Origin of the sequence: Cognatiluteimonas telluris, from assembly GCF_011320095.1 — a bacterium.
GTDB lineage: Bacteria > Pseudomonadota > Gammaproteobacteria > Xanthomonadales > Xanthomonadaceae > Cognatiluteimonas > Cognatiluteimonas telluris.
The window spans coordinates 192,797-209,187 of the sequence record NZ_JAANOY010000002.1 but is presented as its reverse complement, the minus strand read 5'-3'; the positions used below and the strand labels follow the sequence as shown (position 1 = coordinate 209,187).

Annotated in this window: 8 protein-coding genes and 1 pseudogene; 5 read left to right on the top strand and 4 right to left on the bottom strand. The window is 59.9% G+C overall.

Annotated elements, in window-relative coordinates; translation table 11 throughout:
• Positions 1 to 220: 220 nt before the first annotated feature.
• The gene (locus tag G7B67_RS02665) at positions 221 to 5,419 is read right to left on the bottom strand and encodes an ATP-binding protein (RefSeq protein WP_166207389.1); all 5,199 of its coding nucleotides are present in this window, start codon (positions 5,417 to 5,419) and stop codon (positions 221 to 223) included.
• A gap of 29 nt (positions 5,420 to 5,448) precedes the next feature.
• Positions 5,449 to 6,264, bottom strand: a complete 816-nt coding sequence (locus G7B67_RS02660) for a hypothetical protein (protein WP_166207387.1) — start codon at positions 6,262 to 6,264, stop codon at positions 5,449 to 5,451.
• A gap of 489 nt (positions 6,265 to 6,753) precedes the next feature.
• On the opposite strand from G7B67_RS02660, the pseudogene G7B67_RS13600 reads away from it, so the two are divergent.
• A pseudogene (locus tag G7B67_RS13600) lies at positions 6,754 to 6,969 on the top strand (transposase); the annotation flags it as partial.
• Positions 6,970 to 7,289: 320 nt separating this feature from the next.
• Here G7B67_RS13600 and G7B67_RS02650 read toward each other — a convergent pair.
• The gene (locus G7B67_RS02650; protein WP_166207381.1) at positions 7,290 to 12,635 is read right to left on the bottom strand and encodes an RHS repeat-associated core domain-containing protein; all 5,346 of its coding nucleotides are present in this window, start codon (positions 12,633 to 12,635) and stop codon (positions 7,290 to 7,292) included.
• Between the two features lie 219 nt (positions 12,636 to 12,854).
• Here G7B67_RS02650 and G7B67_RS13495 point away from each other — a divergent pair, with 219 nt between their 5' ends.
• Together G7B67_RS13495 and G7B67_RS02640 are read left to right on the top strand one after the other, a co-directional pair.
• Entirely contained in the window at positions 12,855 to 13,205 is a 351-nt protein-coding gene (locus tag G7B67_RS13495; RefSeq protein ID WP_279303946.1) for a helix-turn-helix domain-containing protein, read from the top strand.
• A gap of 112 nt (positions 13,206 to 13,317) precedes the next feature.
• Positions 13,318 to 13,776, top strand: a complete 459-nt coding sequence (locus G7B67_RS02640) for a hypothetical protein (RefSeq protein ID WP_166207375.1) — start codon at positions 13,318 to 13,320, stop codon at positions 13,774 to 13,776.
• A gap of 207 nt (positions 13,777 to 13,983) precedes the next feature.
• On the opposite strand, the gene G7B67_RS02635 is transcribed toward G7B67_RS02640, so the two are convergent.
• Positions 13,984 to 14,271, bottom strand: a complete 288-nt coding sequence (locus G7B67_RS02635; protein ID WP_166207372.1) for a helix-turn-helix domain-containing protein — start codon at positions 14,269 to 14,271, stop codon at positions 13,984 to 13,986.
• A 66-nt stretch (positions 14,272 to 14,337) separates the two neighbouring features.
• On the opposite strand from G7B67_RS02635, the gene G7B67_RS02630 reads away from it, so the two are divergent.
• Positions 14,338 to 15,054, top strand: coding sequence for a hypothetical protein (locus G7B67_RS02630; RefSeq protein WP_166207369.1), 717 nt, complete (start codon positions 14,338 to 14,340; stop codon positions 15,052 to 15,054).
• 1,135 nt (positions 15,055 to 16,189) lie between these two features.
• Positions 16,190 to 16,357: a hypothetical protein gene (locus G7B67_RS02625; RefSeq protein ID WP_166207366.1), complete on the top strand. Its 168-nt coding sequence runs from the start codon at positions 16,190 to 16,192 to the stop codon at positions 16,355 to 16,357.
• The last annotated feature ends 34 nt before the right edge of the window (positions 16,358 to 16,391 follow it).

Genomic DNA, 16,391 nt, shown 5'->3' with positions numbered 1-16,391 from the left:
GACCTGCCCCGCGACATGCCTGCGTTGATTTGCGCCAGGTGGCCGAGCCGTGTGGTTCATTGGAGACCGGCTCCGCCGGCGAAGACCTGCCACGGGCGGTTCAGGTGCGTCACGCTGTGGCTCAAACACTAGCCGATTTCGGCCGTGCACCCAGTGCGGTGGCGTTAGCGTCTCCCGTGCGATTTGGTTGACGTCCGACGGAGGCAGCCCACAGCCGCCGCTAGCCCGTAAATGCCGCGCGTAAGCGATCTTGGATGGCAAGCGCGTCCTGGCGGCCTGTGGAAGCCAGCGCGGCGGCAATGTCTAGCAGCGCGGCGTGCTCATCGATCCGTTTGCGGAGGGCGTCCATATCGTTCTGCAGCATGGTGACGATCAAATCGATGAGTGCGTCCCCGCAGGCATGGCGATGGAATCCTATGGACCTATTGGGCGCGTTGAGCGCGGCATCGATCCACAACAGGCCGTCAAACCGAAGCGGGGCACCAAAGGGTGAGGCCAGGAAAAGGCAGAAAGAAGCGAGGTTGTCTTCCCGCCCAAGGTGAGTTTTCGCCCAGTCGCCATAGGTCGCCTGCATTTGAAGGGCTGCCCCCGGCGGCAGCTTGTCGAGTGCCCATTCACTGCCGAACCCGAGGATGGACCGTCGCATTTGCTCGCCGTAGAACCACAACCTAGGCGAATTCCAGTCTGTGTCGAGGGAATATTTGGCCAGCGCATGCCAAACCAATTCGAACCGCTGCGGATCCGCCCCTTTTGACAATCCCAGGAACAGCGCCCTAACAAAATGCTGGATGGCGTAATGGGCAGCGGGTCCGAGCTCGAGCACCTGTAGCCAGACGCGCTTGGCGCCGATCTCCGGTTCGGTAAGCGCGAGACCAGCCAGTTTTTCCAGAACGTGGTAAGCGAACTGTCCCGGCAAGTGAAGCTCGTCATCGTCTGCACTGACGCGATCGCGCGCCCGCGCAACCTCTAGTGCCCAGAACCGGGACACCAAGACCAGCTCCACGTCTGAGTTCCACGAGCCTGGGCCTTGCAACAACCACTGAAACAAGTCATCAAGGACCTGCGTGTCCAGGTTCGCTCCGGCGAGTTGATCCGGATGCCGTCGCGACGAGTCGACCAGGAAGGCTCGCATCTGACGGCGGAACATGAGCCGCTTGCATCCGGCGTCGACTCGCGCGAGGTCTAGGGCCTCCGGGGTGCAAGGCATGCGGAGGGACACTTTGTGTAACCGCTTCCACCAGTTCGCCCAAATGCGCCAAACGGCATCGACGTCTCCGTAACGCGGCGCCAGCATGGTGAGGCCGGACCAAAGCACCCCGACGTACAACAAGCGCCACCAGCGATTACCGAGGATGTCCCGGTAGTGGTAGGCAGCGGCCACGGCGCCCTTGGCCGCCAAGCTATCGCCGCTCGTCAGTAGCCGGACCACGCGCTGGTCCGCCTCGGTGGATGCCTCTAGGGTCCACTTCCGCGTTAGAGCCACCGCAACGAAATCCATTCCAGAGTGCGTAGTGGGGAATCGTGCCTTGCTTAATTCCTCAGCGGTCTTTGGCAGCGACGTGAGTGCGGATTCGAAAATCGACTCTACGTTGGCCTTGGCCTTGGCATTACATGAAAGCCAGTCCGGCGCCAGTACCGTGAGAACCGCCGCGATGGCGCACTCGCAACGCTGTTGCACCCAGTCTTCTTCTTGAGGCGGCAAGGCCATGATTTCCCAAAGCGCCGTGGCCGTTTCATCATCGATCAGCTGATTCGCCTCCAGCAGCTTTTGACACTGCGACGGCGCCGTGAGTTGCCTCTGTGCCGGCGCATGGGTTTGCTGCCACGCTTGTACCTCTTGAGCCAATTCAACGGGAAGAACGAAGACCACTGTCTCAACGTCGGTGGTCCGGTAGTTCTCTCGGTTGAGCCGAGCCGCGGTGAAGCGTTGTTCGATCGACCCCTTCGGGTTTTCGGGGTTTGACCAGCGCGTTGTCCAGCCTCGGACCTCATCTGCAACGATCGAATTGGACAGGACCAACCCGATGGCAACGTCCACCAGTTCGCGACGACGGTGAGGAGCCAGAACCCAACTCTTGGCAAGCTCAAACATCTCGTCGCCTGCCAAAGCAAAATTGGCCCCCAAATTAGATTCGATGTGCTCGACCCTAAGCGCGTCCCAGGCGTAAAGCTTGGGGTTCGCTAACAACGGCAACAAAGGCCCTTCGAACAGTGCCGGCTGGTGCTTACCCACATTGATTAGCAGGCCAACGATGGCCATCGAGTTCGAGCTGGACAGCAACCGGCGAACGGTAGGTGATACGTCCACAGCGGCGTCAATCCTCAACACGAGCCACCGCTCGAGGCTGTCGAGGGCACATTGCAGGTTTCCCGTTTGCAGAGAGGTGACCTGCGACCAAACGAGTACGTCCGGATCGCCGACGAAGGTTCGATCGGTATCTGCCACAGCAAGTACGATGCCTGGCGCACGTGAGCTTTCGACGCCTTCAGCCCAGCGGTCGGTGCAGAATTCGACCAAGTGCAGCAACGTCTCGATGGCGTGATCGGGATCAATCTTGAGAAATGGCCAGAACGGACTTTTCCAAAAGATCGAGGGGTACACATCAATCGGATAATCCAGACCGAGACGTTCCCGGGATGGATAAGGGCCGACATTAGACTCTCGCTCGGGCTTGTCCTCGACGATCAGCGCAAGCAATACTTCCGCCGCGACGGCGGGGGCACCACGCATCAGCGGCTCCAATATGCCGTTCTTGAAGCAGGCTTTTCGAAAGTCCTGATCCACCTCGTAGCTTGCGCCGATTGGCCAAGGCGGTAGTTTTTTTCGCTCCAGGCCGCCCACCATCCCCATCGTTCGGACCGCTTCGTAGCGTGCGCGGAGATCGGGATCGGCCGCCAAGCGTTGTTCATGTTGGGCTCGGCGCTCGGAGACGATTGCCTGAATCCGTGAGGCGGTCTCAGTGGTGATCGCCTTTCGTCCGCTCAGCTCAAGGGCCAACGCTGTGACCTCGGTGGGTCGATCCGTTAGTCCGGCGAGCATCGCGGCATAAAAGTCAGGCTCCAAGTCGGTCAGGATGTCTCCGGAGCCTTTGTGCACCTGTATCGTGCGAACCACCGCCAAAGCCAGGTCGGTGAGTTCGTGTCGGAAGGGGGTCGGCCGGTTCTCGCCCAGTGTGGCGGGGGTTTGCGTTAGCCACGTGCGCGTGAGTCGGGCGAGTGGGGGGGAGAGCAATCCCTCCAGTCTGCTCTGTTGCGCCAGAACAAAGCGCAGCACGGGCAGCCAGCGCCCAATCACGATCGCGCGGCGGTACGTTTCGGCGTACAGCTCGAACCAGCCGCTCGATGGCTGGATGGGCTGCGCGGGCACCGTGGCAATGTGGAGAAACCGGGTGAGCAGCTGGCCGAGCCGCCGGCCGCGCTCTTCGAGGAACCAATCCGCTCGCTCGGTCAGAAAATGATGGGCCTGGGGATCCAGACAGATCGCGTCGAACAATATGCCTTGAACCAGTCCTGCGTGTGAACTGTCGACTTGGAACGCCTCGTCCCAGGCGGTGACACCGTTCGCGGGGCGTCTAAGCAGGTGCTGTCCGAGCAGGCGTAGCGCATTGGTCCACAATGGGTTCGACGCGAGTGCCGTCCAGGCTTGCGGCTCATTCGACAGCTCCTTGAGCCGCTGAAAGCGCGCCCAATCGGCCGCCAGGTCGTGTTCGAATCGCAGGTGATTGGTGTCGGGATCCAGACGCAATGGCAGGGATGCTCGGCTTGCTTGAAACGCCTGCTGTTGTCCCGGGTCCAGAGTGGAAATTGGGAAGCTGCGTTCCGAGCCCGCTTCGCGCTCGCTCAGCCGCATGAGCAGCGCCTGCGTCGGGACATCTTCTTGAGTCCAGTACCGCCACAGCGCGTCCACGACAGCGATATGGGAAGCGAAGGTTACCGCAGGCGTCACCACTCCCGCGCCCAAGACCCAAGCCAGCGCCTTCAGGGTCGTCAATGCCTCGATCGTCGATTCGTGGCTTGTCAGCCACCTTAGAGCGGGCGATGCCTCTACGGCCTCTTTCACTTCCTGCGTAGACAACGGACCCAGTTCAACTAGGCGACTTGCATAGCCGGAAAATGTCGTGATCAGCTGAGGCAGTCCCCGCGGCTGCACGGTAATCACTAGTCGCCAGTGCGGTGGGTGGTCGGCCGCGGCTCCCGCCGCCAAGCCAGACAGCGACGTCATCAAAGCGGATAGGGCAGCTGCATCGAGGCGCTCAGCGCCGTCGAGCACGAGCGCGTTTTCGCGGGCGCTGGTCCCGCGCAACAGTTCACGTAGGCCGTGCCGAAGATTGGCGGCTCCTCGCCGAGCGGCAGACAGAACAATCGCCGTCACGTCCGGATTCAGCCAAAGCTGTGCGGCCGTGGGCAGTTCCCGGTCCAGCAACCGTTTGGCCAGCGCCGATTTCCCGCTACCCGACTCGCCGGTGATGATGGTAACCACGTCCGCGCGCAAGGCTTCGAGCAACTTAGCGGATTCCGCGGGTCGCTCCAGACAATGGCCGTTCGGCAACGCCGTGTCGATGCTGTCGCGCTGGTCGGCCGAATACGCCTGCAGAATCGTCCAGTCGGATCGGTAATCTGGATGTTCCCGCAGCGCGAACGAAGCACGCAGTTGTTCCCAGGCGGCGAGCAACGTGACGGTACCGTGCTCAAGCCGGGCCTTTTTTGCGATGTGCAGCAGGCGTTCCCACAGCTGCTCGGCCTCTGTGAGATCGCCAGTCACCAAAAGCTGGCGACATCGGCCGATTGCCTCGCTCTCGCGTAGGGCATCTGCGGAGTGCATCTCGATCGGCAAAACCTCGAGGCGTCGAATTAGCTCGACCGTCTCAGCCTCGGACGCCAGTTCCGTGGCGGCCTTCTTTCGCACGCTATCGAACAGTAGAGATTGATTCGGATTGCCGCGAATGCGGCCCAGACCCAGCGCCACGTCGGCGCTTGCGCAAGCATTCTTCACTTCGTACCAAGTCGCATCGAACTTGGCATTCCGAGCCGCGGTGACCAGCGCCAGGTGATCATGGGAGGTTGAAAGCGGCAAATCGGGGTGGTTCCACTGTGCCCATGCGGCTTGCACGAAGCTGGAGGGAAGCGCGGTCCCTGACACTTGCACATTGCCCTTGCAGGACATCGCCAGTTTTTGAACGGCCCCATCGTTCTGAACGCTGGTGACTAGCAAATCATCGATCTTCCAGCCCAGGGCGTTCACCTGCGCCTGGATGGCTGTACCTCGGCCGCCAATGGCAGGTACGGGCTCACCCAAGAGCATCTTGACGAGAAGCCACGCGCTAACGCGGTCCTCGAAGTCGAAGCCCGCCCCACTCGTGGCGCGGAGCGGGGGTGAGGCGGAATCCGTGTCAGGCTCTTTCGACATCGACGGGGCCATGCGAGGACATTTGAGTGCGGGGTCTCATTCTAGAGTGGCCATCGCCTCCATTGGAGTTGATCGGGTCGGACCGATTTGCCCACCCACGCGTCGGTCTCGGCAAATGCGGCGATGGCGGATGGCGGAACATTGGAAGGAATCGCCACGCACTCGGGCCCTGAGGCCATGCGAAAGCGACGACGGTCCAGGCGCGTGACGATGAGGCTGGCCGTCAGTGCGTGCTGCGCGATCGCCCACTGGGTGTCGTCCGAGCACTGGTGCCAAGGAATATCGAGGGCAAACAGGTAACCGATGGTGGGTGCAGGGTCGACATCGGCGCCTAGGCCGGCAGCCACTGTCCGTAGCCATTCGCCGCCCGCCGACGAAAAGGCCGGCACGCGACCGGCAGGAGCATCATCGTCATGGGCTTGCAGCGCGATGCTCAAGGCGGAGAAGGTATACACGTGGTCCGCTCGCACGTGCGGTTGGGCATGCGCGATCGCGTTCTCGAGCGCAGCGGGGTCGGCGAACGGCCCAAACCGCTCACGCGCCAATCGCACCAGCGACGCTGCATCCCACGCAACGAAGCCACTCTGGGAGATGTCCTGCAGCGATCGAAGCCGGGTGCCGTGGAATACGCGAATGCCGGCGAATTGAGCCAGCAGCGTTCGATGGATGTCCTCAACGAGGTGGCTAGCGTGGCCCGTGACCCGTGTAGTTTCGGCATCGAGCCATTCGATCCAGCCGGGTTCGACCTGGTCAGAGAACTGCGCGAGCACTACTGCGGGAACCTGGGCTTCAACGATTTGGTATAGCGATGGCGACCACTCCTGCCACGCATCACGGTCGAAAAAAGGCTTGGCCATCGCGCGTCTCAGCCGAGGCGATACTTAGGCGCCCATACCCGATGGCCCGTGAGGTTCCCGGAGCGCGGATCATCGAACAGGTTGACGTCAATCACCTTGGACGGGTCGGTCACACCGCACACTCTAATCGAAGCACGACGCGGGCTCGATGTGCGATCGGCGGGAGTACGGCGTTCGACAAAGAGTTCCACGTACGAAGTCTTTCCTAGAGCGTATGCGGTTGGGCAAATCCCCAAAGGCGAGAAGAGCCTCAAGTTCAAGCTCCCGGCGATCAATGCGCGCGATTGACGGTAGGTTTGACGGTAGCTTGATCCAAGAACTTAAAATAGGCCGCAAGGGTAGCCATTTTTCACGCGTCTTCGAGAGTTCGCCTGTCCACTGAATCAGGCACCCTCGGCTCTGGAGCGGCCCGGGTTTTAGGACACCTGATAACGGGGACAATCGTCCCGGAGGTATTCGATGCTCAAGCGTCAGTAATTCACGGCGGACTTCAAACGTGAGGCAGTGCGGCAGATGCGTAGCGGCGATAAGTCAATCGCTCAGCTCTCGCGCGAACTCGGAGTGCCGCGCAATCGGCTGTACAAGTGGAATCAGACCATGCAGTCACATGGCGAGAAGGGAGCGTTTCCGGGGTCTGGCCGACGCTCACTCGAGCAAGCCGAACTGATGCGGTTGCGCCGAGCACTGGCGCGGTCCGCCAGGTAGGGGCGTCCGTCGCGGTCGGCACACCCGGAACGCAATCGGTGCTCTTCCACGCATCGTCGCTCGTGCAGCTAAATGCTCGGATTTAGCCATTTTGGAAAAATGGATCTGACCCGATAGTTGGATTAACCATCATGTCTTCTTTTGCTTATTCGTTCGATGAAAACTGAGACATGTAAGTAAAATCCGACAAATACAGTGCAGACGCCAGCGATGATTACTAGGATACCGATCGGCCGAATTATGTAGCCCACCAAATATCCAGCAAAACAGACGATAACGCCTGCTATTCCGATGAGAAGTCCGCGGAACATATTAAACTCCTACCAGCAAACCATGCGCGTTTCGCAAGTTGACTTACCAATGAAGCCGCCTTGGCCGACGCCAATAAGCCCGCGGCCAATACTCACTGCACCTGAACCTTGGTCAACCTCCACACCCCCACCTGCGGTAATCCATTCTCCACCCTCCAAAACATACTGGGTTGTGCGCGACAAGCCGCGCGATAAACCGCCAGTTCCTGCTGAGCAGGCAACGCCGCCTCCGGCGTAGGCTCCGATATTGTCGCCAATGTTAGACGTGCAAACCTTCCGATAGCCACAAGCCCGACCGTTGGTGTCAATGCCGACGCCGAACTCGCCGTTTATTGACATGATTCCGGTTCCTGTAACTCCGAGACCTACTTGAACATTTACCGGAATATACGTCTGTTGCGGAACTCCACCATCGCCCGCATAGATCGCTGTATATGCCACGCCCTGCTCTAATCCGAGCGGATCGACATTTCCGATCGGATCCCCCCCGACATAGGAATAGCTATTAATTCCCCCCGCCAACCCAATCGGATCGCTCTCCAGATAGCGTCCATCCGCCGGGTCATAGTCGCGGTGGTAGTTGTACTGCAGCCCGCTCTCAGCGTCGTAATACTGCCCCGGAAACCGCAGGTTCAGCGTCTGGTGAACCCCATTGCCGTCGGGGTCTTCATCCACCGTCGCCCTTCCAAACGGATCGTAGCTCGCCTCCCAGACCACGGTGCCGGTCTTGTCCGTGACGCGTAGCGGCGTTCCAAGCGCATCGGTATGCACATACTTGTAATCGCGGTCGGTCAGGTCCCTGTGGACTAGCACGTAGCGAATCGCGTCCATGTTGATGGCTGAGGTGTGCAAGGACGATTCGATGCCCGGTTCGGTCAACCCTGCGCCGATGTGATGCCGGCCCAAAGACAACCAACTGCCCGCCGGCATCCCGGCAGTGGTGCAGAACCGGCCATCGAGACTGAAGGTGTAGCACTGCTGCGTCGAGGTCCAGGCGGCCATGACCGAAACGTCGTAGTCGCCGCTGACCGGCGGCTCCCACGGCCATGACAGGAAGTACCAATGAGTCCCGACCGCACATTGCAGGTAGCTGCCATTGACGGCGAGGCTGGCCTTCTTGCTGGCGCAATTGGGATCGCTCGCCGGGTTGTCGATGATCTGGTCCGCAAGGAAGGGGGCGTCCGTCGCGGTCGGCACACCCAGCAAGGCGATCGGCGCGCCGTCCAGGTAGACATACTCCTGGGTCACGCTGCCTTCGGCCGTCAGCTCGGCGAGCAACTCCCCGGACAACCCATAGATGAAACGCGTGTCGCCATAGGGGGTGCCTTTGACGGTGCGTTGTCCGAGGGCGTTGTACCGGTATCCGCCCAGTACCATGGCCGGATTCTGCAAGTCGGTGATACCGAGCAACCGGTTGTTTGCGGTGCTCGTCAAGTCCCAACCATGCCCATCCGGCGCCTTGCGTTCGGTTTCATTGCCGTTGGCGTCGCGTAGGTAGGTCCATTGACCGTCGGCCAGCAGTCGGTTGGATTGTGGCTCGTAGCTGGACAGGGTGGTCTGTCCGTCAGCAGTCAGGCTGGTGCGATTGCCCGCGGGGTCATAGCCGTAGCTGCGCTCACCAAACGCACCGGAGGCGGCAGCCAGCCGGTCCATGGCATCGTAGGTGAAGCTCTGCGCATCGCCGTATACATTGCGCTGAAGTAGATTGCTGTTGCCGTCGTAACGGCTGTAATCGATCGTGGTGGCGCCGCTGATGGTGAAACGCAGGGGCCGATATTGCTTGTCGTACTGCCGGACTTCCGTCAGGCCGTTGCCGTCGCTCCAACCGCTGGCTGGGCCAAATGGAAGATGCTGGATGTGGCGTGCCAGCACATACGTGTTGGCACCATCGGTCACCGATACGTCCGTCGTCTGCCCCGCTGCGTCATGCAGGAAGTGGACGACGCGCAGCGAGGGATAGGTCACATCCGTGACCGCACCCGACGCATCACGTTGATAGGACACCGTCCCCGCATTGGTCGTTTGCCTTGTAATGCGGCCCAGCGGATCGTACTCGTAGCGAACGAAGTCGCCGATCCCGTTGCTGACACTGCAAAGCTTGCCCGCACCGTTGGCGCAACTGTCGTACGCGTACGTTTCATCATCGGCCGTACCGGCCCGGTCCACAGTCTTGACACGGTTCAACGCATCGAACGTGGAAGTCGTGGTCTGCGACAGTGCGTCGGTGGCGCGGGTGGGATTGCCGGCAGCGTCGTAATCGAAGGTCGCGATGCCGGTATCGGGACTGCTCAGCCCCAGCCGGTTTCCGAGGTCGTCGTAGGTCTGCAGTGTCGTGGCCTGGTTGGCATCGGTCACGCTGGTCAGGCGGTCCTGGACGTCGTAGCCAAATTGCGTCGGCAGTTGGCCTGGTTGCACCACCTGGATCAGGCGCTTGAAATCGTCGTACTGGTATGTGGTGTCCTTGCCGCGCCCGTCGATTGCGTGCGTCAACGTGCCTTCCGGATGGAAGTACGTGAATGACGTGTTGTCCGGATTGATGAGTTGGCGTACGCGGCCATACTCGTCGAACATGCGCTGCACCCAGCGATACTCGCTGCCGCCGATGAACGTGTTGCTATCGCGCAGGCGGTTACCGGCATGATCGTAGCTGTAGGTGATCTGCGCGACCCCTGGGGATGCCACGCTCGCGAGATCGCCGGCAGCGGTATAGGCAAAAATCGTCGCCAGGTCTGGATGCGCTCCGTCGCTGAAGGTGATGGATTGGACGAACCGGCGGTCGGTATACGTCCAGGTTGCCGAGCGGACCATGCCGGTCGCGGTCTCCGTCACCGACTTCAGCAAATCGTTCCCGGCGTAATAGCTGTAGGCCACGTGCACGCCGTTCGGCCGGTCTTCCGAAGCGACGTTGCCCGTTGGCGTATAGGTGATGTTGCTTCTTTCAACGACACCATTGGCTGCAGTGACGCGCAACAAACGCTTGGTCGTCGAGTCATAGTCGAAATAGGTGATGTCGGCGACATCTGTGCGCGGTCCGTCGATTTGCGAGACCTGGCCGTACGGGCCGTTGTATTGAACAGCGACGCTACGCGAGACAGGCGTTCCATCCGGTTGGAACCCCGAAACTTCCGTTGCGGCAAGGTGGCCGGCCGCATCGTACGTCAGCCGGGTCGCTTTTACCTTGCCCGGTGCGACCGAAGACTCTGTGATCACCGTGGGCTTGCCGATGAAGCGGGCATCGTACGTGTATTCGGTGCGCCTGGCGTCCGGCTTTCCAGCCGCTTCGATCTTGACCGCGTACTGGCCTTTCGCGTCGTAGCCCCCGAACTGAGTTACGCGACCAAACGCGGTGGCGCTGGTCACATTCATCAGGTCGTCGCGAACGACTTCAGAATCAGCCACTCCGCAGCTCGAAAAGCCCGGCCCAACCACTCCGTCGACGAAACCGCGCCCGTTGATAAGCTGCGTCTTGTAGAGACTTTGATTGCCCACACCGTCCGTAACCAGACGGGTACCGTCAGCATCGTTGTAAGCGATGTCAAAACGCCTCTGGTTGGTGCCGTTATCAACGTTGCCGAAGTAATTGACTGTCGCTCGGCCGGCGGAGTCAAACTCCCATGTGACATAACGCTGGGCCTGGGACGCTGTCGGAGTCGTTCCGATGCTTTCGCCGGTGATCAGGAACGGGCTGGCCGATGACTCGTAGTGGTAAGTCTTGTAAACGCCGTCGGGCTGCCTGACCTGGGTGAGGTTGGAATATCCGTCGTACGTATACGTCCAGACGCGATTGGCCTGGTCGGTCGCCGTCGCCAGCTGGTTGTAGGTGTTGTACGTGAAGATCAGGAACTCGCCAGTATTGGCCGCAACCTTGGTGAGCAGCCCTTTGGTGTACGTTGCTGTGAGCATCCTTCCGTCAGCGTCGCTGATGGTTGTCCAGTGGCCCTGGGCGTCATAGTTTTCGGTGACGTTGTCCTCGTCCACGTACTGCCAGCCACTTCCAACTGCACGCAGGACACCGTGCCAGTACGGGCGGGTGACGTAGCCGCCATTGACGAGAAAATAAGGGATGACCCGGCCATCTGGGCGACGGATCCGGACGGGCGCGCCCGCGATTGCGGGAGGCGTCACTGAGCGATCGAAGGTTGTCGTCCAGTAATTCAGCATCAACGTCGAACGCGAACCCAGTGCGTTGTACGAGCGCACGAACTCGAGCGGGGACAAGCCGGTGCGGACATAGTCGGCTTCCTGCTGGAAACTGTTGCCAATGCCCACGGCAATCGGGTCGCCAACCATCGAGGAGCAGGTCTCGTTTCCGTTTCCTTCCGCGTTGTCGCCGTGGTCGTTTGGCGTCAGCCGGGTGGCCGCATTGAACGTAAACGGGCTGGCCAGCTTGGCTCCGGTCAAAGTGGCGTTGACGGTGTACGTTCCAGTCTTGCTCCCCAGCGTTACGTTGAGCTGCTGGCTGGTGCCGTGATCCGGATAGGCGGGACTGATTGCCGAGCCGCCTGCCCTGGCCGGGCCAGCGATCGTGAATGACACATTGGTTGGCTGGCCATGGCTGCTTTGAGCAGCATCGACCAGGGCGCCGTCGTAATGCCGAAGACTGTAGACAGGCGGGAACTGGAGCGGCTGGGAGATCAATCCAGTCTGGTCGTCGCCGGAGTCCTTGTGGATTTCTCCCTCCTTCAGGGAAGCGAAGGCTGTCCACTTCACTGCCCCGTCCTCGAGGAGTTCAATTTTCCAGTTGCCGGCTTTGCGATACGGCGGGTGGCCTTGGTAGACACCGCCGTCGTAGCACGTCTTCCATATCGAGGTGCCGTCAACAAAGACGTTGTAGTAGGCGCCTGGGCAGGATGCAAAAGAGTCGGGTTCTAGCGTCCACTTGTAGTCGGAAACGACGCCATCCGGGGCGGTGAACCGGAAGTCATACTCTTGAACAACATGGTCGAAGACGACGCCGCCCCCGATCAAGCTGTCGAACGCTGATGCATTAAATTGCTGGGCAAGCGACGGTTCGACACAGGAATTGTCGTCGAACTGCTGATGCATGCGACAGTCAAAGACGTGTAGTTCGTCTCCGCCAATCAATGCTGCAGCCAGCGTTCGACTTGGAGCTGGCTTGGTCATTGGGCGGGTGCTGGGCGATGGCGAACCCGCAGCCCATGAAGTGACTGGCGTCGATGCCAGCAGACACCATGCCAGCGCCTTCAAAATGCAATCCATTGTCACTTGCCCCTGTTTGAGATTTACAAACGCCAATTCGTGCGCATCGGCAGCGGTACTGGTGCACGCTGCCGACGCTCTGTTGGTTGAAGCGAAAGCCCGCGCGCGGGCGGCAGCCGCGACTTGTTGTTTCACGGCCTGCAGTACTACCCAGTTCCCCAATACCTCGCGTGTTTAATGCCCGGCTATTGGCGATAAGGCAAACGCGTGGGGAGTTAGCCCGGCTCACCTGAGCGAAAGCCATTCCGTTTTTCACGAAGGATTTTCGACAAGGTTAGTGATTCTTGGCAATGTTGTGTTAGAAATGCTAACCGGCGAAATGTCCTCCCATAGACGCAGGCGCTTAATGTCCTTATGCCAGCCAGACTCCGGCGCGCGCGATGCGACGCGAAGTTGTCCCAAGTCGACATCGCAGAACGATTGGGGATTAGTCGCAGTGCGGTCGCGCAGTGGGAGCAGTCAGCAGGAACATCACCCAGCACCGCCAACCTCGCCCAGGTTGCGACGATGACCGGAGTTCGATTCGAGTGGTTGGCGACTGGTCGTGGCCATATACGTCCGACTGGAGACGAATTTGAAGTGGCCGTGACGCTGGCCGACTTCGCCCAGGATCATGTCGAGACCCGCGTGCTGGAGTTGCTGCGCAGACTTCCGGCAAAAAGGAGGGCAGTGGCGTGCCGGCTGCTCGAGGCGTTGATAGATTGACGCGAGCCAAGACGACCGTAACGAAAGACTAGCGGCGTGAGCCATTGTCTATTCGAGAATCCTCGCTGGGGATTTGTCGTACGCCATTGCAAGGATGCGTTGGCCCCACCCATTGGACTCGCTCAAGTACAAGATCAGCCAGCTCGACGAGGCTCCGCCGCCATGGCGGAGGGTGCGCGGCGACGAGCTTTCGGTTGCGGCACGGTATCCAGCAACTGACTCGGTGTCGGAGTGGGGCGACGAGATCCTGGCGCTGGACCAACTGCTGGTCGAAGGGTTCGTGCAAAAGCCCCTGCAAAAGGTTGCTACCGATGCCGGGCGGATAATCGACAAGCTGTGGCAATCCCTGCGCCTGTTGCGGGCCTTCTTCGAGGCTCAAGGAAGCAGGCTACACAACCTGCGCAGCGTTCTGAAGGGCCATGGGCCCCCGTCTGAGCGCGCGGTGGCCTCCAAGCAAGCGCGCACCGTGCACGGCACACTCCGCGCGCATTTCACGGCTTTGGCAGGGGAATGGGACGCAGCCTTTGTAAGGATCCTCAGGGCCTTGGGGATGGCGATCCATCCTGACTAAATTGCGCCGCCGCTTGCTCGGGCTGGATGTCCGCAATTGGCCGATAGCGGACATTCAGTGATTCTGCGTTATCCGAAAACTCTTGCAAGGCTGCCTGAGCGCAGCAGTCGGAGCATCCGCCGCGCTTGAATTTCTTACGGCAAAGCAGTGCTGCATATGTTCCAAGGTTCTGGCGCATTTGCTGGGCGCTCAAACGCTGGATCATTCTTAAGCGCGCGATCGATGTCGGATTATCAATTTCTCCCTCATCGTCCGCTGCTCACCCTCTGCTTGGTCGGCTAGGGCGCGAGCTTGGATAAATATCACTTCCAAAGAAACGCCCAGTGCATTGGCGACCCGTTGCAACGACTTTACGGATGGGTTCCGCCGACCCCGCTCGATTCCGCTTACGTATGTGCGGTCCAATTCGGCCCGCCCGGCGAGCTCCTCCTGCGAAACGAGCGCCTTCTCGCGTAGCAAGCGAATGGCGGGTCCTACATAGCTCGAGATGTCCACTCGGCAACGTTGGCCGGGTGTAGACTTTCAGACCACGGACTATAAGTCACTTCGTACGGAGGGGGCATGCCGGGGATCAAGAGCTTTATCGCGGCATTAATCGCGATCCTTATCGCAATGTGGCGTTTCGACTCCTGGTCCGGCCGCATCGTTGTATGTGCCGGCCTTCTAGGGGCGGTCGCTATTCCAGCGACGCTTCGAGACGTGCGAGGGGCACAAAAGGCAGGAAACGCTGTAGACGGCAGTACGAAGCTTGCAGTGATCCTCACCGCTCTGGTCTGGGGATGGCTGCCTTTTACTTTGGGTTGGAGGGTGGAAGGACGCTTCGATTCGCCTGACACGTTACCGGCTATTGCAGTGTGGGTAGGCTCTTGGATAGCAGCGCGTGGGATAGCCCACGCCTCGCTAGATCAATCGGCTGAAGACCCACACTGGGGGCCGGTTCTGGGGTACCTCTTCGCTGTGGCCGGCGCATCTGTCTTCGGTATTTTTTATTCCAAGCCCGAATCGAATCCAATTTCCCTGCTGCTGCTTTCTCATGGCTCGCCCGACGGAGGGGCGCTTTGGGGCATGAGACTGGTCGGCATGGTTGTCGGCGCGCTGCTGTGTGCCGCTGGAATAATGGGAGCCCTTGTTTGCTCTGGCGCTGTTGCCAGTGTCGCTATCCTAGGCATCGCGCGCGGGCTCGATTATCCAGCACCGAGATTTCGACTGACGGCTTTAGTGGTCGGCTGGGCTCTCATTCCGGCTCTGAAGATGCTCATGTTGGTTGTCGGCGGCTAATGGGAGCGCAATTGGAAACGTTCGATCTGCAACGTCTAAAGGCCGAGGGGGAAGGCCATTGGCATCAGCACCTCCCGGCGCTATACGCCTCCCTGCTGGTGACCGGTCAGCTGGAGGGGGCGCTTACGGACGCTGCAATACGAACCCGACGGCAGATGGACATGCTCAAACGCACAGGCCTAACTGATGCTGAGGCTTGGCCTGAAGTGCGAGGGGAATGGCTAATTCTTGCGCCGCCGCGCTAAGCGGGTGTGATCCAGCCTCGCGCGCGCGTGCGGGGTTGCAGAAAGAACGTGGTCCTACAAACGGAGTAATTTCGGCTCCGGCAGACTCCAGCTGGCGTCAGAACTGGCAGTTGGTCTCTGAGCGACAACGAGTCCGCAAGGCGCGTCGCTGCTTTCTGTTAGCCACATCCCGGTGAAAGATGTTGAGCACGCTTTACTGGCAGTGCCAGACGGAGAGTTTGAGGGTCGTTTTACAACAACATCCATGGTGACGCTCTTTTTTAGCTAATTGTTGGGGCCATATGGTAAGCCAGGAGACCGGAAGCGAGCTCGCAAGCAATGGTGCTTGGTAAATCTAAAAAGATGTACTCATACGGACTAGCAGCGACACTGGAATGACTCGGACTAATACGTATTCGGACTAGTGCTCAGGGCAAGCGACCGTAGGTCGCACAGTTAATACGCATACGGACTAAGTTGATACTCATACGGACTGGTTTTTTTTCCAAAGGTTGAGAGGGGTGCTCCCAGGAGGCTCGTCATGCTTCCCATTGCAGTCGTCGACGGGCCAAAAAGTTAGAGCGTAGAGGGTGCAGCGATTTTTCCCGCCCTGCCGAGTGACAACGGCAAATCCGCTCTCCACCAATACCTTTTTAGCCCTGTCTAACGTTCCGGGGCTGTTCCAGCCGCGTTTCTGGAGAGGAATCCATGCCGCGGACAAATCGCCATTGTTTTTCCCCTTGAATTGCCGAGCAAGTTCCATGAGCAACTTCGTTGCTTGGGGAGTTAGCACACCGAATTCGGGTGAATTGAGCACACGGTGAGACATAGCGACGAAAGAGTTTTGGCTCGCTCTTCCTTTTATCTTTTTCCTCTTCGACTCACGTACGACTTTGCAACGGTCATGAGCCATGGCCCTCACCTTCTCGGATCAGGGCGGCTTGGAAGCGCAGCACGGCCCTGAGCGCGCCATCCAGGTTAACGGCAAGATCTTCGGCGCCCTCCTGCGTGGGAGTGGTACTGAGCTCGCAGAGTTGCCTGTGCAAGGCCTCGGCAACGTCAGGGAAGGCTCGAGCTAGTTCGTGAGCAGTAAGGCCGTTGTCGGTAGGAGGC